Origin of the sequence: Sporosarcina sp. FA15, assembly GCF_051550195.1 — a bacterium.
Taxonomy (GTDB): Bacteria; Bacillota; Bacilli; order Bacillales_A; family Planococcaceae; genus Sporosarcina; species Sporosarcina psychrophila.
In genome coordinates this window covers 3,037,594-3,062,358 of sequence record NZ_CP188818.1, presented here as the reverse complement: position 1 = coordinate 3,062,358, position 24,765 = coordinate 3,037,594, and the positions used below count along the sequence as shown (strand labels likewise).

Sequence of the window (24,765 nt, the reverse complement as noted above, 5' to 3'; positions counted from 1 at the left end):
AGATATGGGAAGAACGGTCATAGTAAATGGGGCAAGAACACCATTCGCAAAATTAGGCGGAGCGTTAAAGTCACTGACGGCAAGCGATCTTGGGGGGATTGCTATCAAAGATGCATTAAATCGTGCAGGCGTGAAAGCAGATGAAGTCGGTGAAGTCATCATCGGAACGGTATTGCAAGCAGGCCAAGGTCAAATTCCTTCTAGGCAAGCAGCGACAAAAGGTGGACTTCCTTGGTCGGTGAAAACGGAGACCATCAACAAAGTATGTGCATCAGGCATGCGCAGCGTAACTCTTGGGGACCAGTTGATCCGTCTTGGCGATGAAGAAGTCATTGTTGCGGGCGGTATGGAGTCTATGTCCAATGCACCTTACTACGTGCCAAAAGCACGATTTGGGTTAAAGATGGGTGATGCGGAACTGATCGACGGTATGATCTACGATGGACTTTCTTGTTCATTCTCAACCGACCGCGTCCATATGGGCACATACGGTAACTCGACAGCTGAAGAATTTGCACTGACGCGCGTTGCGCAGGACGCATGGTCACTCCGTAGTCATGAACGTGCATTGCAAGCGATCGACGCAGGATTGTTCGCACAAGAAATCGTTCCAGTCGAAATCCCGCAGCGTAAAGGTGATCCGATTTTAGTCGATACGGATGAAGCACCACGCCGCAACACATCGCTCGAATCACTGGCGAAATTGCGACCGGCATTCGGCAAGGACGGCACAATTACGGCAGGAAACGCACCAGGCGTAAATGACGGAGCATGTGCACTTGTGTTGATGAATGAAGAGCGTGCGCTAAAAGAAGGAAAAACACCATTAGCAGTCATTATTGGTCATGCAGAAGTGGCTATAGAACCTGCAAACTTCCCGCAAACACCTGGGCTTGTCATTAATGCATTACTTAAAAAGACGGGTAAGAAACTAGAAGATATAAAACTCTTTGAAATAAACGAAGCATTTGCAGCTGTTGCTCTCGCAAGTTCACAAATTGCTGAACTGGATCCTGAAAAAGTGAACGTCAATGGCGGTGCAGTTGCACTCGGTCACCCGATTGGCGCAAGCGGAGCGCGTATTATCTTGACACTTGCGCATGAACTGAAACGCCAAGGTGGCGGTATCGGTATTGCAGCAATTTGTTCAGGCGGAGGCCAAGGCGACGCAATTATGATCGAAGTAGCAAAATCGGAATAATGTGGAGGCGTTAATCAATGGATATTAAAAAAATAATGGTGATCGGTGCAGGACAAATGGGCGGAGGAATTGCTCAAGTCTGTGCACAAGCCGGCTTCGACGTAAAACTGAATGATATAAAAGAAGAATCATATGCTAAAGGGCTTGCAGTTATTACAAAGAATCTGTCTCGCAATGTCGAAAAAGGTCGCATGACAGAAGATGAAAAATCCGCAGTCCTTGGTCGCATAACGAAATCACTCGATCTGCAAGATGCATCGGACGTTGACATTGTCATCGAAGCAGCAGTTGAAAATATGGATATCAAAAAGTCCATATTCGCGAAGTTGGACGAAATCGCTCCGCAACATGCAATTCTTGCATCCAATACATCTTCACTTCTAATCACGGAAATCGCGGCGGCAACAAAACGTCCTGAACAAGTGATCGGCATGCACTTCATGAATCCGGTTCCTGTTATGAAACTCGTTGAAATCATCCGTGGTCTAGCAACTGCTGACGACGTGTACAAAGCGGTGGAAGACATGACAGTGAAATTGTCTAAAACACCGGTAGAAGTAAATGACTTTCCAGGATTCGTCGCAAACCGAATTCTTATGCCGATGATTAACGAAGCAATTTACACGCTCTATGAAGGCGTTGCAACAGAACAAGCGATTGACGAAGTCATGAAACTCGGCATGAATCACCCAATGGGTCCGCTTCAGCTCGCAGACTTTATTGGACTCGATACATGTCTATATATCATGGAAACGCTACACGAAGGATTTGGCGATTCGAAATATCGCCCATGTCCCCTTCTAAGAAAATATGTAAAAGCAGGATGGTTAGGGAAGAAGTCAGGCCGAGGATTTTACGTTTACGAATAACTAATGCTTACATTTAAAGGGGAAATCATAATGGATTTAACATTCACCGAAGAACAGCAGATGATGCGCGACATGGTACAAAGTTTTGCGAAGACTGAAATCGAACCGTTCATTCCACGTATGGAAGCTGGGGAATTCCCACGTGAAATTTTAAAGAAAATGGGCGGACTCGGCTTGATGGGCATTACTGTCCCAGAAGAATATGGTGGGGCAGGTATGGATTTCATCTCATATATTAGCGCCATCCATGAACTGTCGAAAGTAAGCGCCGTTGTCGGTGTCATTCTTTCCGTTCATACATCGGTTGGAACTAACCCGATTATGTATTTCGGTAACGACGAACAGAAAAACCGTTACCTCCCAAAATTGGCAAGCGGCGAATACCTTGGTGCTTTCTGCCTGACAGAAGCATCATCTGGTTCTGACGCAGGATCTCTTAAAACACGTGCGGTCAAAAAAGACGATCATTATGTGCTTAACGGTTCTAAAATGTTTATTACCAACGGTGGGGAAGCAGATGTCTACATCGTCTTTGCATCGACAGATCCATCTAAAGGGACTTACGGTATCTCAGCATTCATCGTCGATAAAGATACACCTGGCCTCGTCATTGGAAAAGATGAACGGAAAATGGGACTTCACGGTTCGAGAACAGTAGAGCTGTCGTTTGATCAAATGAAAGTTCCACTAGAAAACTTACTCGGTGAAGAAGGGGGCGGCTTCAAAATTGCGATGGCAAATCTTGATGTCGGTCGTATCGGCATCGCGGCGCAAGCACTCGGTATCGCAGAAGCAGCACTTGAAGCGGCAACAGGTTATGCGAAAGATCGTGTTCAGTTCGGCAAGCCGATTGCTGCTCAGCAAGGCGTAGGATTTAAACTTGCGGATATGGCAACTGCAGTCGAAGCAGCAAAACTACTCGTCTACCGCGCTGCACAACTGCGTGCAGAAGGACTCCCGTGTGGAAAAGAAGCCTCGATGGCTAAGTTATTTGCTTCAAAAGCGGCAGTCGAAGGATCAATTGAAGCAGTTCAAGTATTCGGCGGTTATGGCTATACAGAAGATTACCCAGTCGAGCGCTATTTCCGTGACGCAAAAGTAACTGAAATCTACGAAGGTACAAGTGAAATTCAACGTATTGTTATTTCGAAACATCTGATGAAGTGATGTACGAGTTTTTAGTGTAATTGCAACTATGAAGTTTTAATTGTAACTATCTACGTGTAATTGCAACTATGGGATTCTAACTGCAACTTTCCAATCGTAATTGCAAACCGAACAACGAAGAGTTCGGTTTGTATAATTCCTGTGCCTTTACAGGAATTATACAATAAATACCAATGATGAATACCAACCAAATACCAAATAAGGTGGGAAACCCAATGAACTTTAAATTATCCGAAGAACACGAAATGATCCGTAAAATGGTCCGCGACTTTGCGGAAAATGAAGTCGCACCAACAGCAGCAGAACGTGATGAAGAAGAACGTTTCGACATGGATATCTTCAAGAAAATGGCGGACCTTGGCCTAACAGGTATTCCTTGGCCTGAAGAGTATGGCGGCATCGGCAGTGACTTTCTCGCATATTGTATCGCTGTAGAAGAACTGTCACGCGTTTGTGCTTCAACAGGCGTCACACTTTCTGCGCACACATCTCTAGCGGGATGGCCGGTATTTAATTACGGAACGGAAGAACAAAAACAACAATACCTTCGTCCAATGGCAGAAGGTACGAAAATGGGGGCATACGGTCTAACGGAGCCTAGTTCTGGTTCTGATGCAGGCGGCATGCGCACAACAGCGAAACGTGACGGCGACGACTACGTAATAAATGGTTCTAAGATTTTCATTACAAACGGCGGCATTGCTGATATTTACATCGTCTTCGCGGTCACTGATCCAGAGTCAAAACATAAAGGAACAAGTGCATTCATCGTAGAAAAAGATTTCCCTGGTTTCTCAGTTGGGAAAAAAGAGCGTAAACTCGGCATTCGTTCATCGCCTACAACTGAAATCATGTTCGACAACTGTCGTGTACCAAAAGAAAATCTTCTTGGTGAAGAAGGGCAAGGCTTCATCATCGCTATGAAAACACTTGACGGCGGCCGTAACGGAATTGCTGCACAAGCAGTCGGGATTGCACAAGGGGCACTTGACGCAGCTGTTGACTATGCGAAAGAGCGCGTTCAATTCGGTAAACCTATCGCTGCAAACCAAGGCATCGGCTTTAAATTGGCAGATATGGCGACAGCAACGGAAGCTTCAAGATTGTTAACATACCAAGCAGCTTGGCTCGAGTCGAATAATTTACCATATGGTCAAGCATCTGCAATGGCAAAACTAATGGCTGGAGATACAGCTATGAAAGTTACAACAGACGCTGTTCAGGTTTTCGGCGGTTACGGGTATACAAAAGATTATCCTGTTGAGCGTTATATGCGTGATGCAAAAATTACGCAGATCTACGAAGGAACGCAAGAAATTCAGCGTCTCGTTATCTCCCGAATGCTGACGAAATAAGCGGGGAGGTGTAGGAAAGTGAATAAACGAGAAGTGAAATCGTCTGTCAAAGATGAAAGTCTGATTGAAAAACGGCGTGAACAGATGATTCGTGGTGCGGTGAAACTTTTTAAAGAAAAGGGATTCCATCGCGCAACAACCCGCGAAATCGCGAAAGAAGCGGGATTTAGCATCGGAACGCTTTATGAATATATACGCACCAAGGAAGATGTACTCTATCTCGTTTGTGACAGTATTTATAACGAAGTGCATGACCGCCTTTCTGCCCTGCCTACCCAAGAAGGGACAGTGGATGGACTGCGAGTGGCCATTAATCAGTATTATCATTTGATTGACGATATGTCGGACGAATTTCTGGTCATGTACCAAGAATCAAAATCACTCCCGAAAGATGCACTGCAATATGTTCTGAAAAAAGAAATGGAAATGGTCGCTTTGTTCGAGAATCTTTTAGAAATGTGTGCAAAGTCGGGGGAACTACGCATTTCAGAAGAAGAAGTCGGCATCGCGGCACATCATATCGTCGTACAAGGACAGATGTGGGCATTTCGCAGATGGGCATTGCATAGAAGTTATACGATAGAAACCTATATACGTGTTCAAACTGACCAACTTTTTAAAGGGTTAATTGGGTAAAACGTTCATTAATGCAAAAGGGGTGTTCCACATATGGCAACAGTTGAGATTTATAAACCGAAACACCATATCCGGTTCGTTACAGCGTCGAGTCTTTTCGACGGGCATGACGCATCCATCAATATCATGCGTCGTATTATGCAAGCGAGCGGCGCAGAAGTAATTCACTTGGGGCATAATCGTTCAGTCGAGGAAGTTGTCAACGCGGCCATTCAGGAAGACGTTCAAGCAATTGCGATGTCCTCGTACCAAGGCGGGCATGTTGAATACTTTAAATATATGTATGACCTTCTTCAGGAAAAAGGGGCACCGCATATTCGCATTTACGCAGGTGGCGGCGGAGTTATCATCCCGAAGGAAATCAAAGAACTGCATGACTACGGTATTACATGGATTTTCTCTCCTGAAGATGGGCGCAAAATGGGTCTTCAAGGGATGATTAATCGGATGTTGGAGCAATGTGATTACCTCACAGCGACTGACAATGAAATGGAAAACCTAGAAAAAATAACTGTCGACCAACCCGAAATCCTCGCGAATGTCATTACGTACGTGGAAGAAATGTACGGTCAGAATGATGCGCAAGCAGCTGCAGTTGTTGAAAAAGCACGTACACTTTCTAAAAATACACCGGTTCTTGGGATTACTGGAACAGGTGGGGCGGGGAAAAGTTCGCTTACTGATGAATTAATTCGTAGATTCCTCCACGAACTACCGGAAAAAAGAGTCGCAATCCTATCAATTGACCCAACGAAACAGAAAACAGGTGGGGCTTTACTTGGTGACCGTATTCGTATGAATGCCATCTTCAATAAGCGCGTATTCATGCGAAGTCTCGCAACACGTGGTTCGCGTACAGAGCTTTCTGGAGCGATTCGGGATGTGTTAGACATTGTAAAAACAGTTGGTTTCGACCTAATCGTTGTTGAAACAAGTGGAATCGGGCAAGGGGATGCTGAAATTACGGAAGTTTCCGATGCTTCGATGTATGTCATGACAAGCGAATTCGGTGCGCCGACACAACTTGAGAAGATTGATATGATTGATTTCGCAGACCTGATTGTCATCAATAAATTCGAACGTAAAGGCTCTGAAGATGCATTGCGCCAAGTGCAAAAACAGTATCAACGCAGTCATCTTCTGTGGGATAAAGATCTCGATACAATGCCGGTGTACGGCACAATCGCAAGCCAATTCAACGACAAAGGGACGAATTCACTCTTTGCAGCACTTGTTTCCGTATTGAACGACAAATGCGGCCTCGACTGGGAAACGTCTTACGGACAATTCGTCAAAACACAAAAACAAAACGTCATCATCCCGAACGACCGTCAGCAATATTTACGTGAAATCTCTGATACGGTCCGTGGGTACCATAAAAAATCTGAAGTGCAGGAAACGCTTGCACGCAAATTATTCCAGCTCGAAGGAGCCATTCAAACGGTCAACGAACAAGCGCCAGACGATGCGCTCGTGACTTCACTGCAATCACTTGCGGAAGGCATTAAAGAAGAATTGACGTCAGAGTCAAAACGTATCCTCGCAAACTGGGATAAATTGAAAGAAGCCTACGCGGGCGATGAATTCATCACAAAAGTTCGCGGTAAAGAACTGCGTACTGCTTTGACGACTACAAGCCTTTCTGGGCTGAAAATTCCCAAAGTCGCGTTGCCGAAATTCAAAGATTACGGAGAAATTCTTCGCTGGGTTTATAAAGAAAACGTCCCGGGGTCCTATCCATATACAGCAGGTGTATTCCCATTCAAACGTGAAGGCGAAGATCCAAAACGTCAATTTGCCGGAGAAGGAACGCCGGAACGGACGAATCGTCGTTTCCACTATTTATCGAAAGATGACGATGCGAAACGACTGTCAACGGCGTTCGACTCTGTGACATTATACGGAGAAGACCCGGATGAACGTCCAGATATTTACGGAAAAGTTGGGGAGTCTGGCGTCAGTATCTGTACGTTAGAAGATATGAAGAAACTGTACGAAGGTTTCGATCTGTGTGCACCGGCAACGTCTGTTTCCATGACTATTAACGGTCCAGCACCGATTATTCTTGCCATGTTTATGAATACAGCAATCGATCAACAAGTGCGCATCAACGAGGAAAAACTTGGGCGGGCACTTACTGTTGAAGAATTCATTGAAGTCAAAGAAGGAACGCTTCAAGCAGTTCGTGGAACAGTGCAAGCAGATATTCTGAAAGAAGACCAAGGACAGAATACATGTATCTTCTCAACGGAATTCGCGCTTCGCATGATGGGGGATATCCAGCAGTACTTCATCGATGAAAAAGTACGTAATTACTACTCAGTGTCGATTTCTGGCTACCATATTGCAGAAGCGGGCGCAAACCCGATTTCACAATTGGCATTCACACTGTCAAATGGCTTCACATATGTAGAATATTATTTGAGCCGCGGTATGAATATCGATGATTTCGCTCCGAATTTATCGTTCTTCTTCTCGAATGGCCTTGATCCGGAATATACGGTTATCGGACGCGTTGCTCGCCGCATTTGGGCAGTCGCGATGCGTCAGAAATACGGCGCCAACGAACGTAGCCAAAAATTGAAGTACCATGTCCAAACATCAGGCCGCAGCTTGCACGCGCAGGAAATTGATTTTAATGATATCCGCACAACGCTGCAGGCGCTTATGGCATTGCAGGATAACTGTAACTCGCTCCATACGAACGCGTATGACGAAGCCATTACAACGCCAACGGAAGAATCAGTTCGTCGTGCGATGGCTATCCAAATGATTATTACAAATGAGCACGGCCTATCGAAAAATGAAAATCCACTTCAAGGCGCATTTATTGTCGATGAATTAACGGATCTCGTTGAAGAAATGGTCTTGCGCGAATTTGAAAGCTTAAATGACCGCGGCGGCGTGCTCGGTTCGATGGAAACACAATACCAACGCGGTAAAATCCAAGAAGAATCGATGCATTATGAAATGAAAAAGCATTCAGGTGAGTTGCCAATTATTGGCGTTAACACATACTTGAACCCGAATCCACCGTCGTCTGATGACGTCGATAACATGGAAATCGCCCGTGCCACACAAGACGAGAAAGAAACACAAATCCTCAACTTACGTGCATTCAAAAGCTTGCATGCCGATCAAACCGAAGAAGCCTTGAAGAAGTTGAAAGAAGTAGCTGTTTCAGGCGGCAACATCTTCCAAGAACTAATGGAAACGGTAAGAGTAGCAAGCTTAGGGCAAATTACCAACGCGTTATATGAAGTAGGCGGGCAGTATAGACGGAATATGTAATACGAAATGCGGAAGGCGTCTGGGCGCTGGAGCTGGACAATTAGGGATGGCAGTCTAAAAGCGCAACTGCATAACCGACTTCCTGTAGGCATCGAATCCGTGCAAACTTCGGTTTAGCACGGATTTTCCTTTTTTAGTGTGTAGTACCGTCCGCTGTCATAATGCGTTTTACTCCATGCTGCCGGGGGATTGCCCCATCTATGTAAGTCGGGCGAGAGGCATCCCTAAGCGCCATAGCGGTATTGAATGAAATCACTATGTCCATTATTCCCCTGGAAAGTGTTTGGTATGTACTTTTCTTTTATATGGATATTGCTTGTAATTTTCACGTATAATAGAGAGAATGACTGGAAGGGGTGCGGGCGTGAAACTATATATACATATAATGATCATAGCCACCCTTGCCACCCTCTTTTTTCTGCTATATGATAAAGGATTAGGTGCTATCCCTTTTTTACTTTCTGGGGCTTATTTGGGGTTTATTTGTGTGACAGAACTTCGACACTCCAAAAAGAATAAAAGAATGTAGCATATTTTGGACTGTATTGTTTATAATGATAAGTATGTTTGTGTTTATAGAAAGGACGTGCGTTAATTGAACATCCGTGAAATGACGAAAGAACAACTGATAGAAGAATCGATGATTGATATCGCATATGCGGTTTTGGCGGAAAGAAAAGAACCGCTAACATTGCTTCAGCTGATGGACGCAATCCGTAAACTGAATGGCATAACTGAACGAGTTATGAGAACAAAATTACAACAATTCTATACAGACATGAACATTGACGGGAGATTCCTTGCTATCAACGACAACCGTTGGGGATTGCGCGAATGGTATCCGGTTGATCAAATCGAAGTAGAAACAGCTCCAGTCGTAAAGGTACGCAAGAAGAAAAAGAAAAAAGCGTTGCTTGAAGACGACGACATCATTGAAGACGAGGATGACGAGGATGAGTTGTTCGATGAAGAATTCGATGAACTAATCGATGACGATGAAGACGACGACGACGACGACGACGACGAGGAAGAAGAAGACGTTGTCGAGATCGAAGTAGATCTTATTGATCCAGACGACGAGCTTGAAATCATCCCTGATGATGCAGAGCTTGAGCTTGATGAAGAAGACGAAGAAGAGGAAGATGAAGACGAGGATGAAATCAAGGAATAATTACTTGACTTCACACGTCCGACACTATAACATTTTGACTGGGCTCCTTAAATGGACATGAATCAGTGTATATGCGCTCCTCCTGTAGATACTGTCTACAGACGGGGCGCTTTTTATTGTTTTAACATTATTCCGCAGAACTCCAAACCCCTGCTGAATAATGTTAAAGCCTCCGGCGGATGTCACAGATTTTGATGGGAATGAATTGAGTAGACCCACGGCCTGCGTGATGCAGGTTGGTTAGCTGTTGTCGCAAGGAAACGACGCATTTACGCTAACTTCCTTACTTGATCTGTACGCAATTACGTCAAGGCGAATTTGATTTAACTAGAACGAACCAGACGAATGGAGGAGTAAAACATGACAAAGTATATTTTCGTAACCGGTGGCGTTGTCTCATCACTAGGTAAAGGTATCAACGCAGCATCACTTGGACGACTATTAAAATCTCGAGGACTTCAGGTGACAATCCAAAAATTCGATCCATACATTAACCTTGACCCAAGAATGATGAGTCCTTTACAGCATGGTGAGGTCTTCGTTACAGAAGATGGAGCAGAAACGGATCTAGACCTAGGTCATTATGAACGTTTTATTGACATCAAATTGAACAAGTATTCGAACGTTACGATGGGGAAAGTATATTCATCTGTCCTACAAAAAGAACGTCGCGGTGAATACAATGGAGCAACTGTCCAAGTCATCCCTCATATTACAAATGAAATCAAAAGCCTGATCAAACGTGCTGGAAAAGAAACGAACGCAGACGTCGTCATTACAGAAATTGGTGGCAGTGTCGGCGATATCGAATCCCTTCCTTATCTAGAAGCACTTCGTCAGATGAAAACGGATCTTGGGAAAAGTGACGTTATGTATATTCATAACACCCTTATTCCTTACTTGCATGCAGCCGGTGAAATGAAGACAAAACCTACACAGCATAGTGTTAAGGAACTTCGGAGTCTCGGAATTCAGCCAAATATGATTGTTGTACGAAGCGAATATCCAGTACCGCAAGAAATGAAAGATAAGATTGCGTTGTTCTGTAATATCAAACCAGAAGAAGTCATCGAAGCACTTGACGCGGAAACGCTATACGAAGTACCGCTTAGATTGCATGAACAGAATATGGATCAAATCGTCGTAGATTTCCTTGAGCTGGAGACGAAACAACCTGATATGACAGAAATAAAAGAACTGGTAACACTTGTGAAATCCCTTTCGAAAAAAGTTCGCATCGGACTTGTCGGGAAGTATGTTGAAATGCAGGATGCATATATTTCTGCGGTTGAAGCACTTCGCCACGCAGGTTACGGTTTCGACACAGAAATTGAAATAAAATGGATCAATTCGGAAGATGTAACAGCACAGAGTGCAGCTGAATTATTATCGGATGTCGACGGAATCCTCGTTCCAGCTGGTTTTGGAAAACGTGGTATCGATGGTAAAATTGAAGCAATTACTTATGCCCGTATAAATGGCATCCCGTTTTTCGGAATCGGCTTAGGCATGCAATTAGCTGCAGTCGAATACGCACGCAATGTTATGGGAATTGAAAACGCTCATTCAGTTGAATTTGATAAAGATACGGAAAATCAAATTATTGAGAGTCCTCCTGAAAGTAATGGTAATCCAGAAAGTTACTTCAGACTTGGCGCTTACCCATGTAAATTAAAAGAAGGAACGAAAGCGCGTGCTGCTTACGGCGAAGAGTTGATTTACGAACGTCACCGTAATCGCTATGAATTTAATAATGAATACCGCGAGCAATTCGAAGTTGCAGGTATGAGGATTTCTGGTATAAGCCCGAATGAACAACTCGTGGAAATCATAGAATTAGAAGGTCACCCATTCTTTGTCGGTGTCTCGTTCCACCCAGAATTCGCATCACGCCCAACACGCCCACAACCGCTATTCCGCGAGTTCTTAGGAGCGATAATCGCTGGAAAAGAATAACGTTTCGGTTGCAACCTGTTGGACTAGCCGTATATAGCGCGCGACCGATTATATATGCCGCTCAACCAAGCATATCGGGCATCTAACTGATCGTATATATCATGAACCGAGCATATCCATCTTCTATCCGATCATATGTATCGGTCAACCGATCATATCCGCCGTCTACCCGATCATATATATCATGAACCCGAGCATATCGGGCATCTAACCGATCATATATCAGGTACCCGAGCATATCGGGCATCTAACCGATCATATATGTCAGGACCCGATCATATATATCAGTACCCGAGCATAACCGCCGTCTATCCGATCATATGTATCGGTCAACCGAGCATATCGGGCATCTGCCCGATCATATATATCAGGACCCGAGCATATCCGTCGCTCAACCAAGCATATCCACCAATCACCAACTAAAAAAGCTGTACATAAACGGGGAATTCCCGCTTATGTGCAGCTTTTACTTGTTTTTAATCCTTGTCTAAAATCATTTCATCATAGGCAATCTTCACAGCTTCATAAACAAACAACGCACTGAGCGCATGCGGCTGAACAATCCGTTCACCGTCGTCACCTGGTAATAAACCACGTGTAAGCCCAGTCGATATATATGTATATGATAATTCTGCAAGTTCATTGCTGCTGCCCGGTTTTTCAGCGGCGAGCGCGGCAAAAGGAATGAATCGTCCAGCAAGTTGCTGTGCAAGTTCCAATGCAGGCCTATCCGTCGCAGCCCGAGTTAATAGCCAAATCCGGTCGGCTGCTGTAATGTCCATCCCGAACTCATAACGAACGGCACCGCTAAGTGGTTCGATACTGTGAAAGGCGGTTGCAGTAACTGCCTCCATTTCACCGAATCCCGCAATAATAACACGACCTTCCCCAATTGTTGCCTGTGCGAGAAGACGGGCTGTTTCTTCAATAGACTCTTCACCATTTACGGCGATACGCTGAAGAAGTCCGCTGATTTGTGTCGTCAACATTTTCAAAATTACCACCTCCACCTAATTATAGGAAAAGGAGCATGGAAAGCAAAGGACAAAGTTTTGTCAAAAAAAGAAGGGTATCTGTGACATTTGTCAAATAAGTAGGTATAACAACATGGGATTGCAGAAAGAGGGAATGGAGATTGAAAAGTCTTTTAATTGTGGATGATCAAAAGGGGATTCGACTTTTGCTAGATGAAGTATTCCGCCGGGAAGGGTTTAAAACAACCCTCGCAGCAAATGGATTAGAAGCGCTCCAAGCGGTGGAACAAGAAGTACCAGGCTGTGTCCTGCTTGATATGAAAATGCCAGGCATAGATGGATTAGAGGTTTTAAAAAGATTAAAAATTGGCTGGCCAGAGATACCAGTCATCATGATGACTGCGTACGGTGAAATTGAATTAACAGAAGATGCATTGAAAACTGGGGCTATGAAATATTTTACTAAGCCGTTTGATATTTATGAAGTCCGTGATGCGGTGAACGCAATGTTTGAAAACTGACAAAGCAGGCAGTGGTAAACACTGGCTGTTTTTGTTATGATATTGGTGGTATACAATAATCACACTATTCTTTTCAAGATCCTAAGGAGGAATTCGCATGGCACTTGTCTCCATGAAAGAAATGATGATCAAAGGGAAAAAAGAAGGGTACGCAATAGGTCAGTTTAATATAAACAACCTTGAATATACGCAAGCGATTTTACTAGCGGCACAAGAAGAACAATCTCCTGTTATCCTTGGGGTATCCGAAGGTGCAGCACGTTATATGGGCGGTTTCACAACGGTAGTCCACATGGTGAAAGGTCTTATGCACGATTATAAAATTACAGTTCCTGTTGCAATTCATTTGGATCACGGTTCAAGCTTCGAAAAATGTAAAGAAGCGATTGAAGCAGGTTTCACTTCCGTTATGATCGACGCTTCATCAAAACCACTTGCAGAAAATATTGAAATTACGAAAAGTGTAGTTGATTATGCGCATGAACGGGGAGTTTCTGTAGAAGCAGAACTTGGGGTCGTTGGAGGCCAGGAAGACGATATTATTGCTGAAGGCGTCATTTATGCGAACCCTGCAGAATGTAAAGAGCTTGTGGACAAAACAGGAATCGACTGTCTTGCACCTGCATTAGGATCAGTCCACGGACCATATAAAGGCGAGCCAAACCTTGGTTTCAAGGAAATGGAAGAAATCTCAAGTCAATCTGACCTACCACTTGTCCTGCATGGCGGAACAGGTATTCCGATAAAAGATATCCAAAAATCTATTTCATTCGGAACGGCTAAAATTAACGTCAATACAGAAAACCAAATACAAGGAACAAAAGCTGTACGTGAAACACTTGCGGCAGACGCTGAAGCCTATGATCCACGTAAATTCTTGACGCCAATGCGCGATGCCATCAAAGTAACGGTTATCGGTAAAATGCGCGAATTCGGTAGTTCACAAAAAGCTTAATTATATTTAGTTAACAGAAAGAGGAGAAACATCAATGGTGATGTATTCTCCTTCTTTTAAGAGTTTTTCGGAGCTCTTCATAAAGTTTTTACTATAGAGTATTCATTCATTATAAGGGGGATTTTATTCATGAAGTTTTTCATTGATACAGCTAATTTTGAAGAAATCAAAGAAGCGCATACTTGGGGCATACTATCAGGAGTTACAACAAATCCTTCACTTGTTGCGAAAGAAGATGTACCTTTTCATGATAGGTTGCGAGAAATTGCAGCACTTGTCCCTGGTTCAGTCAGTGCAGAAGTCATCGCACTTGATGCTGAAGGCATGATCAAAGAAGGACGAGTATTGGCGGAAATTGCTCCAAATATTACGGTGAAATTGCCAATGACACCTGAAGGATTGAAAGCTTGTGCGGTCTTTTCACAGGAAGGCATCAAAACAAACGTAACACTTATCTTCAGTGCGAATCAGGCACTTCTTGCAGCACGTGCAGGAGCGACATATGTTTCCCCATTCCTCGGCAGACTCGATGACATTGGACAAGATGGCATGGCATTGGTCTCTACAATTGCAGATATCTTCTCAATCCACAATATCAAAACAGAAATTATTGCTGCATCCATCCGCAGCCCACAGCATATTACAGACGCAGCGCTAAGTGGTGCAGATATTGCAACGACACCTTTCAACGTGTTGACGCAGCTATTCAAGCACCCACTTACGGATAAAGGAATCGAAGCATTTCTTGCGGACTGGGAAACTAGAAAGAACAAGTAAGGCATCAAAGGAGAGTCATATGGACGTTTATAAAATAACAGGCGGCAAACCATTACGAGGTTCAATTAAAGTGAGTGGCGCTAAAAACAGTGCAGTTGCACTTATCCCTGCTTCTATTCTGGCTGATTCCCTAGTTACAATCGAAGGACTGCCAGAAATTTCGGATGTCGTTACCCTTCAGGCGCTACTGGAAGATATCGGTGGGAAAGTTGAATTTAATAAAGGAACGATGACGATTGATCCAACAGAAATGATGTCGATGCCACTTCCGAACGGTAACGTGAAGAAGCTTCGTGCATCCTACTATATGATGGGCGCGATGCTTGGAAGATTCAAACACGCGGTCATCGGCTTGCCAGGTGGTTGTCATCTGGGGCCACGACCAATAGATCAGCATATCAAAGGTTTCGAAGCGCTTGGCGCGAAAGTAACCAACGAACACGGTGCCATCTATTTGCGTGCGGAAGAATTACGCGGTGCAAAAATCTATTTGGACGTCATCAGTGTTGGTGCAACAATTAATATCATGCTCGCAGCAGTTCTCGCAAAGGGTCGTACGACAATTGAGAATGCAGCGAAGGAACCTGAAATCATTGACGTCGCTACACTGTTGTCCAATATGGGTGCGAAAATTAAGGGCGCAGGAACGAATGTCATTCGTATAGATGGCGTGGAAAAACTTCACGGCACAAAACATACAATTATACCTGATCGAATTGAGGCAGGTACTTTTATGATTATGGCCGCAGCAGCGGGCGATGGCGTTACAATTGACAATGTCATACCGTTCCATGTTGAGGCGCTCACGGCGAAGCTTCGTGAAATGGGTGTGGATATTGTTGAAGGAGAAGAACAAATCTTCATTCCAAAGTCGAGAAATCTGCAAGCCGTCGATGTGAAAACACTTGTATATCCAGGTTTTCCAACGGATCTCCAACAGCCATTTTCTGTGTTACTATCGCAAGCAGCTGGACCTTCCGTCATTACGGATACAGTTTACTCGGCTAGATTTAAGCATATCGACGAGCTCACAAGAATGAATGCTGATGCGCGAGTTGAAGGACGGTCGGCGATTCTAGCTGGACCGACGCCGCTTCAGGCGGCAACAGTACGCGCATCCGACCTTCGCGCAGGGGCCGCGCTCGTTATTGCGGGACTCATTGCCGACGGAGTGACGGAAGTACAAGAAATTCAGCACATCGAGCGCGGGTATAGCTCCCTTATCGAAAAACTTCAGGGAATTGGAGCGGATATCCGCAAAGTATCGATTTCGAAAGAAGCAATCGTGGGCGAATGAACGACCCAGCACCAGAAAAAATTATGCTATAATTAGTCAGAGTGGCAAAACTTACGGGATTTAACCGTATACCAGGAGGCACACAAATGGAACGCAGTTTATCGATGGAATTAGTTCGTGTTACAGAAGCAGCAGCAGTATCAGCTTCACGCTGGATGGGACGCGGCTTGAAAAATGAGGCGGATGACGCTGCAACAACAGCAATGCGTACAGTATTCGATACTATTCCGATGCAAGGGATTGTCGTAATTGGTGAAGGGGAAATGGACGAAGCACCGATGCTTTATATTGGTGAAAAGCTAGGGACTGGAATTGGTCCTGAAGTGGACGTCGCTGTTGACCCGCTTGAAGGAACAAATATTGTCGCAGCAGGCGGCTGGAACGCACTTGCAGTTCTAGCTATTGCGGATAAAGGCAATCTTTTGAATGCACCAGATATGTATATGAACAAAATCGCTGTTGGCCCTGAAGCGGTTGGTAAAATCGATATCGATGCATCCGTAACTGAAAACCTTATGGCTGTTGCTAAGGCTAAAAATAAAAACATTGGTGACATTGTTGCAACTGTTCTTAACAGGGAACGTCACGCTGCTATCATCGAAGAAATTCGGGCTTCAGGCGCACGCATTAAGCTTATCAATGATGGTGACGTTGCAGCAGCCATCAATACTGCTTTTGATGAAACCGGAGTAGACATTTTATTCGGACTTGGCGGAGCACCAGAAGGTGTTATTGCTGCAGTTGGATTGAAATGCCTTGGCGGCGAAATTCAGGGTAGACTGGTTCCGTCAAATGATGCAGAACGTGAACGTTGTATCAAGATGGGAATCGACGTCGACAAAGTGCTTTACATGGACGACCTTGTCAAAGGGGACGACGCCATATTCGCTGCAACTGGCGTAACAGATGGAGAACTTCTTCGTGGCGTGCAATTTAAAGGCGGTTACTGTGAAACACATTCATTAGTCATGCGTTCGAAATCCGGCACAATTCGTTTTGTTGAAGGCCGTCACAGCATGGAGAAAAAACCTCTGCTTGTCATGCAAGACTGATATAGCTCATCGCCCGGTCATAAACCGGGCATCTTCGCTTGTATAGGAAGTACCTGTATATACCCAGGAGGTCCTCGTCTGAAGTGGACCTTCAGGATATATTCATTATGATATACCTTCCTAGATTAACCTCGAAAATTCAACCCATTAACCTAAAGAGTGGTGCCAAAAGATGACAGTGCTAACAATATCAGCGTTGGAGAATATGATTTTAAAAGAGTTATATGCCCATGCAAAAGAATATAAAATTGCTTATTACAGCAAGTTGACGAAAAGGGAACTTATTTTTGCTATATTGAAATCGAGGGCGGAACAGGAAGGCTTCTTCTTCATGGAAGGTGTTCTTGAAATTATTCAATCCGAGGGCTACGGCTTCCTTCGTCCAATCAACTACTCACCAAGTTCGGAAGATATTTATATATCCGCTTCACAAATCCGACGTTTCGATCTTCGAAACGGTGATAAAGTAAGTGGGAAAGTTCGGCCACCAAAAGAATCGGAACGCTATTACGGTCTTCTACAAGTGGAAGCTGTCAATGGAGAAGATCCAGAAGTAGCACGTGAACGCGTGCATTTCCCGGCACTAACACCTCTTTATCCAGACCGTCATATCAAACTTGAAACGGATCCATTAAAGCTATCGACACGTATTATGGATCTTATCTCACCGGTTGGTTTCGGTCAGCGTGGACTCATTGCAGCTCCGCCAAAAGCAGGGAAAACATTGTTATTGAAGGAAATTGCGAATTCAATTACACTGAATCATCCTGACGCGGAACTGATTGTTCTTCTGATTGATGAAAGACCAGAAGAAGTGACTGATATCGAACGCTCCGTTAAGGCCGATGTCGTCAGCTCAACATTCGATGAGTTACCAGAAAATCACGTCAAAGTGGCGGAACTTGTATTAGAACGGGCGATGCGACTTGTAGAGCATAAGCGGGATGTTATCATTCTTATGGATTCCATCACACGGCTTGCGCGCGCGTATAACCTTGTTATTCCATCAAGTGGACGCACACTGTCAGGTGGTATCGATCCAGCTGCATTCCATCGTCCAAAACGATTTTTCGGGGCAGCACGTAATCTTGAAGAAGGCGGTAGCTTGACCATTCTTGCGACGGCTTTGATCGACACAGGTTCACGCATGGATGAAGTCATCTATGAAGAATTCAAAGGGACAGGCAATATGGAATTGCATCTTGACCGCAATCTTGCGGAACGACGGATCTTCCCAGCGCTCGACATACGCCGCTCAGGTACACGGAAAGAAGAATTGCTTATTCCAGCTGACCAGCTTGAAAAGCTATGGGCAATTCGTAAAACATTTTCCGATTCACATGACTTTACAGAACGTTTCATGAAGAAATTGCGTCTGACAAAAACAAACGAAGAGTTCTTCGATAAATTAAATGACGAAATGAAAGCCCACCGTAATGGTAAAGGGTTGCTATAATCAAAAGCCCATGGTGACTGCTTTGCCTAAGTAAACTAAGGGAAGGCGCCTTACAAGGGAGAGCCGAAGCCCTAAGACTGGCGGCGAAGCTGCTTGACTTAGGGCGGGAGGCATCCCCGAGCGCCGTAGCGAATTTAGTGGAATTCTTTAGTACAGCATATGTCGTAGCAAATAAAATAGTTGCATCTACAAAAAAAACTTGTTATAATATTTTAGGTAACTTAAATAATATCTGCGTGCATATACGGTTGACGAATACGGACCGTGTAAGGCATCAGTCTTATAATACAACTCTGTTCCAGATGGTTCAGGGCGAAAGGAGAGAGATTGATGAAAGCAGCAATTCACCCAGCTTATAAAGTAGCAACTGTTACTTGTTCATGTGGTAACACATTTGAAACAGGTTCTGTAAGAGAGGACATCCGAATTGAAGTTTGTTCGGAATGCCACCCATTCTACACTGGACGCCAGAAATTTGCTCAAGCGGACGGACGTGTCGACCGCTTCAACAAAAAATATGGTCTCAAAGAAGAAGGCCGCGAAGAAGAAGGCCAAGAGTAAGGTTTTCACAATACCCGTCAGGTGCACATGCGCCGGGCGGGTATTTCTTTTTGGAGAAAAATGTGACTAACACATTTAGGTCTGAAATAAAAGACGTTAAATGCGACTGGTTTTAGGGTATGATAGATAATCTAATGATATGAAAATAAATAATTATATAGAGGCAACTGGAAGGAGATTCACCATGTACGTAACAATGCAAGGCGGTTGGATTGAGGTCATTTGCGGTAGTATGTTTTCAGGGAAATCCGAGGAATTGATTCGCCGAATAAGACGGTCGCAGTTCGCTAAACAAAAAATTGCGGTATTCAAACCGGAAATCGATGATCGTTTTAGTGAAGAAGCCGTCGTCAGCCATAATGGGACAACTGTTATCGCGAATCCGATTGCCAGCTCAAACCATATTGAGCAGTTTGTCACCGAAGATTATGACGTAATCGCAATTGATGAAGCTCAATTCTTCGACGAGGGTATCGTTGACGTCGTGATGGAATTGGCCAATCGTGGATTCCGAGTAATCGTTGCTGGACTTGACCAAGATTTCCGCGGCGAACCATTCGGGCCGATGCCACGTCTAATGGCTGTGGCTGAACACGTTACCAAATTACAGGCTGTCTGCACAGTGTGTGGCTCGCCCTCTAGCCGAACGCAGCGTCTCATTAACGGCACGCCTGCGGGCTATGATGATCCCATTATTCTAGTTGGCGCTTCAGAAGCGTACGAACCAAGATGTCGCAAGCACCACGAAGTACCAAAAGGCGTAACAGCTGCAGCAACTGTAAAAGGATAACAGCAATCAAGCCCGTCCGGCAGAAGAGGGCGGGTTTTTTAGTGTGAAAGGGTGCGGGTGTTGGTGTTGCCATGTTTCTTTAGAATGTTGTCTAGTTTTTCTGTAACGTTACGAACTTCGAACGAAACGTTGTTAACTTCCGCAAGAATGTTGCGAACATCGAACGAAGCGTAGCTTACTTCAGCGTCGACGTTGTCTACATTCACCAAAACGTTGTTAACTTCCGCAAGAACGTTGCGAACTTCGTGCGAAGCGTTGCTTACATTCGCCGAAATGTTGTCTACTTTCACCGAAACGTTGCGAACCTATCGAAACGTTGTTAAGTTCCGTAAGAACGTTGCCAACTTCGTGCGAAACGTTTCTTACTTCCGCTACGACGTTGTCTACATTCACCAAAACGTTGCGAACTTCACGCACAACGTCAGCATCAGTGAAATAATTGTATTTACCAAGAGATTTCCCGTACAATAAACGTACAAAACAGTCCTGAAAATGAGGTGTCCACAATGTTTGAAAGGTTACAAGCAGTAGAAGACCGATATGATCATTTGAATGAAATGCTCAGTGATCCCGCGGTAGTAAGTGACATGACGAAACTCCGGGAGTACTCGATAGAACAATCCGGCTTACAGGAAAAAGTTGAAGTCTATCGTGACTATAAACATGCAAAAGCTGAACTTAAAAGCGCTAAAGAAATGTTGAACGAATCTCTCGACGATGAAATGAAAGAACTTGTCAAAATGGAAGTTTCCGAACTGGAAGACCAAATCGAATCATTCGAAGGAAAGTTAAAGTTATTGCTCGTGCCAAAAGATCCGAATGATAACAAGAACGTTATTATGGAAATCCGGGGCGCAGCAGGTGGCGATGAAGCAGCATTATTTGCCGGTAGCTTATTCCGCATGTACAGCCGTTTCGCGGAAATGAACCATTGGAAAGTCGAAGTGTTGGATTCGTCTCCGACAGAACTCGGTGGCTTTAAAGAAATTATTTTCTTGATTAATGGAACGGGTGCTTATTCAAAATTGAAATATGAAAACGGAGCGCACCGTGTACAGCGGGTCCCGGAAACTGAATCCGGTGGGCGTACACATACATCGACAGCAACTGTCGCATGCCTTCCTGAAGCAGAAGAAGTTGAAATTGTTATTCATGAAAAAGACATTCGGACGGATACATTTGCATCATCCGGTCCTGGAGGTCAGTCGGTCAACACAACAATGTCCGCCGTTCGGTTGACGCATCTTCCAACAGGCATCACTGTGTCGATTCAAGATGAGAAATCGCAAATCAAAAATAAAGAAAAAGCGATGAAAGTATTACGGGCACGCGTTTCTGATAAATTCACACGTGAAATCCAAGATGAGTACGATGAAAAAAGGAAATCAGCAGTTGGTACAGGCGACCGTTCTGAGCGGATTCGCACATACAACTTCCCACAAAATCGGGTAACTGATCACCGTATCGGCCTGACGATCCAGAAACTTGATCAGATTATTGAAGGTAAACTCGATGAAGTTATCGACGCACTTATTATGGAAGAACAGGCATATCGTCTAGAAAGTTTGGATCGTAATGACTGAAAAAATCTATGAAGCTCTTCAGCGGGCTTCTTCTTTATTGGAACAACAAGGCATTGAACCACATGCTGCACAGCTCCTTATGGAATTTGTCACACAAAAGTCTAGGGCTTCTTTATTTGCAGATGTACAGGAACAACTTACAGGCGAACAACACAAGGACTTTTGGGATAAAACCGACGAACTGCTCGAAGGAAGACCCGTACAATATGTAATTGGTGAAGAAGGTTTCTACGGCTACACCTTCAAAGTGGATGAAAATGTTCTTATCCCGCGTCCAGAAACAGAAGAGCTCGTTTACGGCGCGCTTGAGCGAAGCCAGAAACTCTTCGCCACTAAAAAAATTACCGTTGCAGATATCGGAACAGGTAGCGGTGCAATCGCAGTTTCATTCAAAAAAGAATGGTCCGAAGCTCTCGTTACTGCAACGGACATCAGTGAAGGTGCGCTTGCAATCGCGAAGTATAACGCAAAAGCAAATGACGCCGACGTGACTTTCCTACAAGGCGATCTTACTGCACCGATTGCGAAGGACAAATGGGATGTCGTGTTATCCAACCCGCCCTATATCGCACATGATGAAGCGACTTTAATGTCAGGTACAGTCCTCGATCACGAACCGCATAATGCATTATTTGCGGATGAAGATGGACTTTACTTTTATCGAAAACTTGCTGAAACATTGCCGCCACTTATGAACAAGCCCTCCCTCGTAGCAGTCGAAATCGGTTACCTTCAGGGGCCAGATGTGCATAAGTTATTCACAGAGGCATTTCCGGAGGCTTTAGTTGAAACAGTAAAAGATATTAACGGCAAAGATCGAATGATATTTTGCGAGACTCGTGAATAAATCCCCCTTACTCTGGCGACAATGCAGAGTAGGAGGGGATAAAGATGTTAACAGACTACGAGATTATAAGAAAGAAAACTATAGTTCAAAAATTGGTGCCTTATATTGAATTTATTATCCTGCTTATCATTATTCAGGCCTTCATAGCGGTATTCTTAACGGCGACGGAAGAGGATGATGCTATCCGTTTCAGATTGCTTGCCCATTCAGATACGCCCGCAGATCAGCAGATTAAAATAGGGATTCAACGTGAAATACAGCCGCTAATCGAAAACGCGGTTAATAAGTCACATTCGAAACAAGAACTTGGGGATAACTTGGTCGCACTAGAAAGTGAAATCCTTCAAATTGCTAACGCCATGTCAAACGGTGCTACTATTTCACTTGAACGAAAAGAAGCATTATTTCCACCGAAGCGGTCGGGTCTATTTATTAGCCCACAAGCAACATATGATGCCTATATTTTGACAATTGGTAGTGGACGTGGGGATAACTGGTGGTGTGCAATGTTCCCGAAAATCTGTTTCCCGGATAAGAAAGAGGAAGAAGAGGAAAAAGTCACTTTTTTCGTCTGGGAGTGGATAAAAGGGCTATTCGCATAAAGTTACCAACAAAGTTTGTGGATAAAGTGATTAAAATGTGTATAAGTGGGGGATTAGCTCATGGAAACAAAAGTTTTTTCAGTGGATAACTTTATGAATAACGAAAGAAACTATAAACAGGCTGTGGATATTTTAAAAAGTGGCGGTGTCGTCGCATTTCCTACGGAGACAGTATACGGTTTAGGCGCACTTGCAACTGATGAGTTAGCGGTACAAAAAATATTCGAAGCAAAAGGCAGACCTTCCGACAACCCACTCATCGTACATATTGGTAATAAAGAACAAGTCTTCAACTATGCGACGGATATTTCCGCAGATGCAGAAAAGCTGATGGATACGTTTTGGCCTGGTCCATTGACGCTTGTCTTTCACAAAATACCAGGCGTCATCGCCCCGAACGTAACACCCGGCGTTGAGACCGTGGGCGTACGAATGCCGGATCACCCTGTTGCATTAGGACTTCTACGCGCACTCGGTGAACCGCTTGCAGCACCGAGTGCAAATCGAAGCGGTAAACCGAGCCCAACTGAAGCGGCTCATGTGCATAAAGATCTTGATGGGCTCATTCCACTCATTCTTGACGGGGGACAAACTGGTGTTGGTGTGGAGTCAACCGTATTGGATATGACGACCATTCCGCCCACTATTTTACGGCCAGGGGGGACAACGCAAGAAATGATTGAGAGCATCGTTGGTCCTGTAAATTCTGAAACAAAGTCGCCTGGTGAACAAGCACCACGTTCCCCCGGTATGAAGTATTTGCACTATGCACCGGAAGCTCCTCTTTATGTCATTAATTACGACGTGGATAAAATTTATGCAGCTATTGATAAGCTTCATGCTGAAGGCAAGAAGGTCGCGCTGATTGGGCCAGATGAATTGGGCGTTTCAGGCGCTGATTGGTACTTTGCAATTGGTGTGGCAGGTAACAATGAAGCAATGGCGACAAATTTATACGGAGCGCTCCGTAAGTGTGATTTGACGGAAGCGGATCTTATTCTAGCTGTTGAAACGGACTTGGCTGGAGTTGGCGCCGCTGTCATGAACAGATTAATGAAAGCGGCCGAAGGAAAACACTTTATGAACTGAAGCTAATACGAATGACCTCCTCAAATGCCGCATAAGATGAACCGATGCGGTATTCGGGGAGGTTTTATTTTGGCGGAATTATTTGCGGCTGGCATTACGACCTTAGATGTTTTAGTCATTTATTCATTCCTGCAAGTAAATAAAGGGAAACTTACGTTAGCGCTTTGGACGTCATTTCTTAATATGGCTTTCCCGTTTCTTGGATTCGTTACTGGGGAGTTATCCGCACATATATTTACAGTGTGGAGCAGTATATTATCAGGCGTAATGCTTGGGTTGATAGGTATACATATGTTGTTACAAAGTGATACACCGAGCTCTTCATCGAAACAAGTTTCTCCTTTTATCATTGCATTCGCCGTAAGTATCGACGCTTTTTCAGTTAGTGTTTCATTTGGTATGCTCCAAATGGATAAAGTTCTATTTATCGTGGCATCGGGAGCGTTTACTTTTATTTTTTCCTGTGCAGCGCTCTTATTAAAAGGACGTCTTGGCCTTAAAAATGGGAAAGCACTAAGACTAATTGCAGGATTCGCTTTAATAATAATAGGAGTATTGTCATGTTTTCGTTGAAATTTGATGTTTCTTTATTCGCAAAACTCGGCTATTCTAAAG

The 24,765-nt window shown here is 44.2% G+C and carries 23 protein-coding genes; 21 read left to right on the top strand and 2 right to left on the bottom strand.

The features are described 5' to 3' along the window. The first annotated feature begins 4 nt into the window (after window positions 1-4). The 8 genes from ACP8HG_RS14315 (at window position 5) to ACP8HG_RS14280 (ending at window position 11,646) form a co-directional block, all read left to right on the top strand. Window positions 5-1,201 (top strand): acetyl-CoA C-acetyltransferase, encoded by a 1,197-nt coding sequence (locus ACP8HG_RS14315; protein WP_438298662.1) that lies wholly within the window; start codon window positions 5-7, stop codon window positions 1,199-1,201. Window positions 1,202-1,218: 17 nt separating this feature from the next. After that, window positions 1,219-2,070, top strand: a complete 852-nt coding sequence (locus tag ACP8HG_RS14310) for a 3-hydroxybutyryl-CoA dehydrogenase (RefSeq protein ID WP_438296913.1) — start codon at window positions 1,219-1,221, stop codon at window positions 2,068-2,070. A 30-nt stretch (window positions 2,071-2,100) separates the two neighbouring features. Continuing rightward, window positions 2,101-3,237, top strand: coding sequence for an acyl-CoA dehydrogenase (locus ACP8HG_RS14305; protein WP_187045931.1), 1,137 nt, complete (start codon window positions 2,101-2,103; stop codon window positions 3,235-3,237). 215 nt (window positions 3,238-3,452) lie between these two features. Beyond that, entirely contained in the window at window positions 3,453-4,592 is a 1,140-nt protein-coding gene (locus tag ACP8HG_RS14300) for an acyl-CoA dehydrogenase (RefSeq protein ID WP_438296911.1), read from the top strand. Between the two features lie 84 nt (window positions 4,593-4,676). After that, on the top strand, window positions 4,677-5,228 hold the full coding sequence (locus tag ACP8HG_RS14295; RefSeq protein WP_082786850.1) for a TetR/AcrR family transcriptional regulator: 552 nt from the start codon (window positions 4,677-4,679) through the stop codon (window positions 5,226-5,228). Between the two features lie 33 nt (window positions 5,229-5,261). Next, window positions 5,262-8,519 carry a fused isobutyryl-CoA mutase/GTPase IcmF gene (gene icmF, locus ACP8HG_RS14290; protein WP_438296909.1) on the top strand — a complete coding sequence of 1,086 codons (3,258 nt, stop codon included), beginning with the start codon at window positions 5,262-5,264 and terminating at the stop codon, window positions 8,517-8,519. 595 nt (window positions 8,520-9,114) lie between these two features. Continuing rightward, window positions 9,115-9,690 (top strand): DNA-directed RNA polymerase subunit delta, encoded by a 576-nt coding sequence (gene rpoE, locus ACP8HG_RS14285; RefSeq protein ID WP_438296907.1) that lies wholly within the window; start codon window positions 9,115-9,117, stop codon window positions 9,688-9,690. A 360-nt stretch (window positions 9,691-10,050) separates the two neighbouring features. Continuing rightward, window positions 10,051-11,646, top strand: a complete 1,596-nt coding sequence (locus ACP8HG_RS14280; protein WP_438296905.1) for a CTP synthase — start codon at window positions 10,051-10,053, stop codon at window positions 11,644-11,646. Between the two features lie 476 nt (window positions 11,647-12,122). Here ACP8HG_RS14280 and ACP8HG_RS14275 read toward each other — a convergent pair whose 3' ends face one another. Further along, window positions 12,123-12,635, bottom strand: coding sequence for a DUF2529 family protein (locus ACP8HG_RS14275; RefSeq protein WP_438298661.1), 513 nt, complete (start codon window positions 12,633-12,635; stop codon window positions 12,123-12,125). A gap of 146 nt (window positions 12,636-12,781) precedes the next feature. Between ACP8HG_RS14275 and ACP8HG_RS14270 the strand changes: the two genes are divergently transcribed. The 8 genes from ACP8HG_RS14270 to ACP8HG_RS14235 all read left to right on the top strand — a co-directional run bounded on the left by ACP8HG_RS14270 (window position 12,782) and on the right by ACP8HG_RS14235 (window position 20,029). Next, the gene (locus ACP8HG_RS14270; protein ID WP_187045928.1) at window positions 12,782-13,141 is read left to right on the top strand and encodes a response regulator; all 360 of its coding nucleotides are present in this window, start codon (window positions 12,782-12,784) and stop codon (window positions 13,139-13,141) included. Between the two features lie 97 nt (window positions 13,142-13,238). Next, entirely contained in the window at window positions 13,239-14,096 is an 858-nt protein-coding gene (locus ACP8HG_RS14265; RefSeq protein ID WP_067213174.1) for a class II fructose-bisphosphate aldolase, read from the top strand. 129 nt (window positions 14,097-14,225) lie between these two features. Further along, window positions 14,226-14,873, top strand: coding sequence for a fructose-6-phosphate aldolase (fsa, locus tag ACP8HG_RS14260; protein WP_067213173.1), 648 nt, complete (start codon window positions 14,226-14,228; stop codon window positions 14,871-14,873). Window positions 14,874-14,892: 19 nt separating this feature from the next. Further along, window positions 14,893-16,170: a UDP-N-acetylglucosamine 1-carboxyvinyltransferase gene (locus ACP8HG_RS14255; protein ID WP_067213170.1), complete on the top strand. Its 1,278-nt coding sequence runs from the start codon at window positions 14,893-14,895 to the stop codon at window positions 16,168-16,170. 86 nt (window positions 16,171-16,256) lie between these two features. Continuing rightward, window positions 16,257-17,222, top strand: a complete 966-nt coding sequence (gene glpX / locus ACP8HG_RS14250) for a class II fructose-bisphosphatase (protein ID WP_067213167.1) — start codon at window positions 16,257-16,259, stop codon at window positions 17,220-17,222. Window positions 17,223-17,394: 172 nt separating this feature from the next. Further along, a complete protein-coding gene (rho, locus tag ACP8HG_RS14245; RefSeq protein WP_187045927.1) occupies window positions 17,395-18,678 on the top strand; it encodes a transcription termination factor Rho in 1,284 nt (427 codons plus the stop codon). A gap of 330 nt (window positions 18,679-19,008) precedes the next feature. Continuing rightward, window positions 19,009-19,239 (top strand): 50S ribosomal protein L31, encoded by a 231-nt coding sequence (rpmE, locus tag ACP8HG_RS14240; protein WP_187045926.1) that lies wholly within the window; start codon window positions 19,009-19,011, stop codon window positions 19,237-19,239. A gap of 184 nt (window positions 19,240-19,423) precedes the next feature. After that, window positions 19,424-20,029, top strand: coding sequence for a thymidine kinase (locus ACP8HG_RS14235; RefSeq protein WP_067213160.1), 606 nt, complete (start codon window positions 19,424-19,426; stop codon window positions 20,027-20,029). 216 nt (window positions 20,030-20,245) lie between these two features. Here the strand turns inward: ACP8HG_RS14235 and ACP8HG_RS14230 are convergent, their stop codons facing one another. Next, a complete protein-coding gene (locus ACP8HG_RS14230) occupies window positions 20,246-20,497 on the bottom strand; it encodes a hypothetical protein (RefSeq protein WP_438296900.1) in 252 nt (83 codons plus the stop codon). A 38-nt stretch (window positions 20,498-20,535) separates the two neighbouring features. On the opposite strand from ACP8HG_RS14230, the gene prfA reads away from it, so the two are divergent. The 5 genes from prfA to ACP8HG_RS14205 all read left to right on the top strand — a co-directional run bounded on the left by prfA (window position 20,536) and on the right by ACP8HG_RS14205 (window position 24,723). Further along, entirely contained in the window at window positions 20,536-21,612 is a 1,077-nt protein-coding gene (prfA, locus tag ACP8HG_RS14225) for a peptide chain release factor 1 (protein WP_067213157.1), read from the top strand. Beyond that, window positions 21,605-22,459, top strand: coding sequence for a peptide chain release factor N(5)-glutamine methyltransferase (gene prmC / locus ACP8HG_RS14220; protein WP_438296898.1), 855 nt, complete (start codon window positions 21,605-21,607; stop codon window positions 22,457-22,459). Before prfA ends, prmC begins: the two co-directional genes overlap by 8 nt. 44 nt (window positions 22,460-22,503) lie before the next feature. After that, a complete protein-coding gene (locus tag ACP8HG_RS14215; RefSeq protein ID WP_067213153.1) occupies window positions 22,504-23,061 on the top strand; it encodes a stage II sporulation protein R in 558 nt (185 codons plus the stop codon). 60 nt (window positions 23,062-23,121) lie between these two features. After that, entirely contained in the window at window positions 23,122-24,150 is a 1,029-nt protein-coding gene (locus ACP8HG_RS14210) for an L-threonylcarbamoyladenylate synthase (protein ID WP_438296896.1), read from the top strand. A gap of 69 nt (window positions 24,151-24,219) precedes the next feature. Next, a complete protein-coding gene (locus ACP8HG_RS14205; protein WP_338654949.1) occupies window positions 24,220-24,723 on the top strand; it encodes a manganese efflux pump MntP in 504 nt (167 codons plus the stop codon). Window positions 24,724-24,765 lie beyond the last annotated feature (42 nt).

What these genes read in the sequence shown, in the direction of transcription:
- ACP8HG_RS14315 (WP_438298662.1), top strand. Translation starts at nt 5, where the DNA reads ATGGGAAGAACGGTCATAGTAAATGGGGCAAGAACACCATTCGCAAAA.
- ACP8HG_RS14310 (WP_438296913.1), top strand. Translation starts at nt 1,219, where the DNA reads ATGGATATTAAAAAAATAATGGTGATCGGTGCAGGACAAATGGGCGGA.
- ACP8HG_RS14305 (WP_187045931.1), top strand. Translation starts at nt 2,101, where the DNA reads ATGGATTTAACATTCACCGAAGAACAGCAGATGATGCGCGACATGGTA.
- ACP8HG_RS14300 (WP_438296911.1), top strand. Translation starts at nt 3,453, where the DNA reads ATGAACTTTAAATTATCCGAAGAACACGAAATGATCCGTAAAATGGTC.
- ACP8HG_RS14295 (WP_082786850.1), top strand. Translation starts at nt 4,677, where the DNA reads ATGATTCGTGGTGCGGTGAAACTTTTTAAAGAAAAGGGATTCCATCGC.
- icmF (WP_438296909.1), top strand. Translation starts at nt 5,262, where the DNA reads ATGGCAACAGTTGAGATTTATAAACCGAAACACCATATCCGGTTCGTT.
- ACP8HG_RS14280 (WP_438296905.1), top strand. Translation starts at nt 10,051, where the DNA reads ATGACAAAGTATATTTTCGTAACCGGTGGCGTTGTCTCATCACTAGGT.
- ACP8HG_RS14275 (WP_438298661.1), bottom strand. Translation starts at nt 12,635, where the DNA reads ATGTTGACGACACAAATCAGCGGACTTCTTCAGCGTATCGCCGTAAAT.
- ACP8HG_RS14265 (WP_067213174.1), top strand. Translation starts at nt 13,239, where the DNA reads ATGGCACTTGTCTCCATGAAAGAAATGATGATCAAAGGGAAAAAAGAA.
- fsa (WP_067213173.1), top strand. Translation starts at nt 14,226, where the DNA reads ATGAAGTTTTTCATTGATACAGCTAATTTTGAAGAAATCAAAGAAGCG.
- ACP8HG_RS14255 (WP_067213170.1), top strand. Translation starts at nt 14,893, where the DNA reads ATGGACGTTTATAAAATAACAGGCGGCAAACCATTACGAGGTTCAATT.
- glpX (WP_067213167.1), top strand. Translation starts at nt 16,257, where the DNA reads ATGGAACGCAGTTTATCGATGGAATTAGTTCGTGTTACAGAAGCAGCA.
- rho (WP_187045927.1), top strand. Translation starts at nt 17,395, where the DNA reads ATGACAGTGCTAACAATATCAGCGTTGGAGAATATGATTTTAAAAGAG.
- rpmE (WP_187045926.1), top strand. Translation starts at nt 19,009, where the DNA reads ATGAAAGCAGCAATTCACCCAGCTTATAAAGTAGCAACTGTTACTTGT.
- ACP8HG_RS14235 (WP_067213160.1), top strand. Translation starts at nt 19,424, where the DNA reads ATGTACGTAACAATGCAAGGCGGTTGGATTGAGGTCATTTGCGGTAGT.
- prfA (WP_067213157.1), top strand. Translation starts at nt 20,536, where the DNA reads ATGTTTGAAAGGTTACAAGCAGTAGAAGACCGATATGATCATTTGAAT.
- prmC (WP_438296898.1), top strand. Translation starts at nt 21,605, where the DNA reads ATGACTGAAAAAATCTATGAAGCTCTTCAGCGGGCTTCTTCTTTATTG.
- ACP8HG_RS14215 (WP_067213153.1), top strand. Translation starts at nt 22,504, where the DNA reads ATGTTAACAGACTACGAGATTATAAGAAAGAAAACTATAGTTCAAAAA.
- ACP8HG_RS14210 (WP_438296896.1), top strand. Translation starts at nt 23,122, where the DNA reads ATGGAAACAAAAGTTTTTTCAGTGGATAACTTTATGAATAACGAAAGA.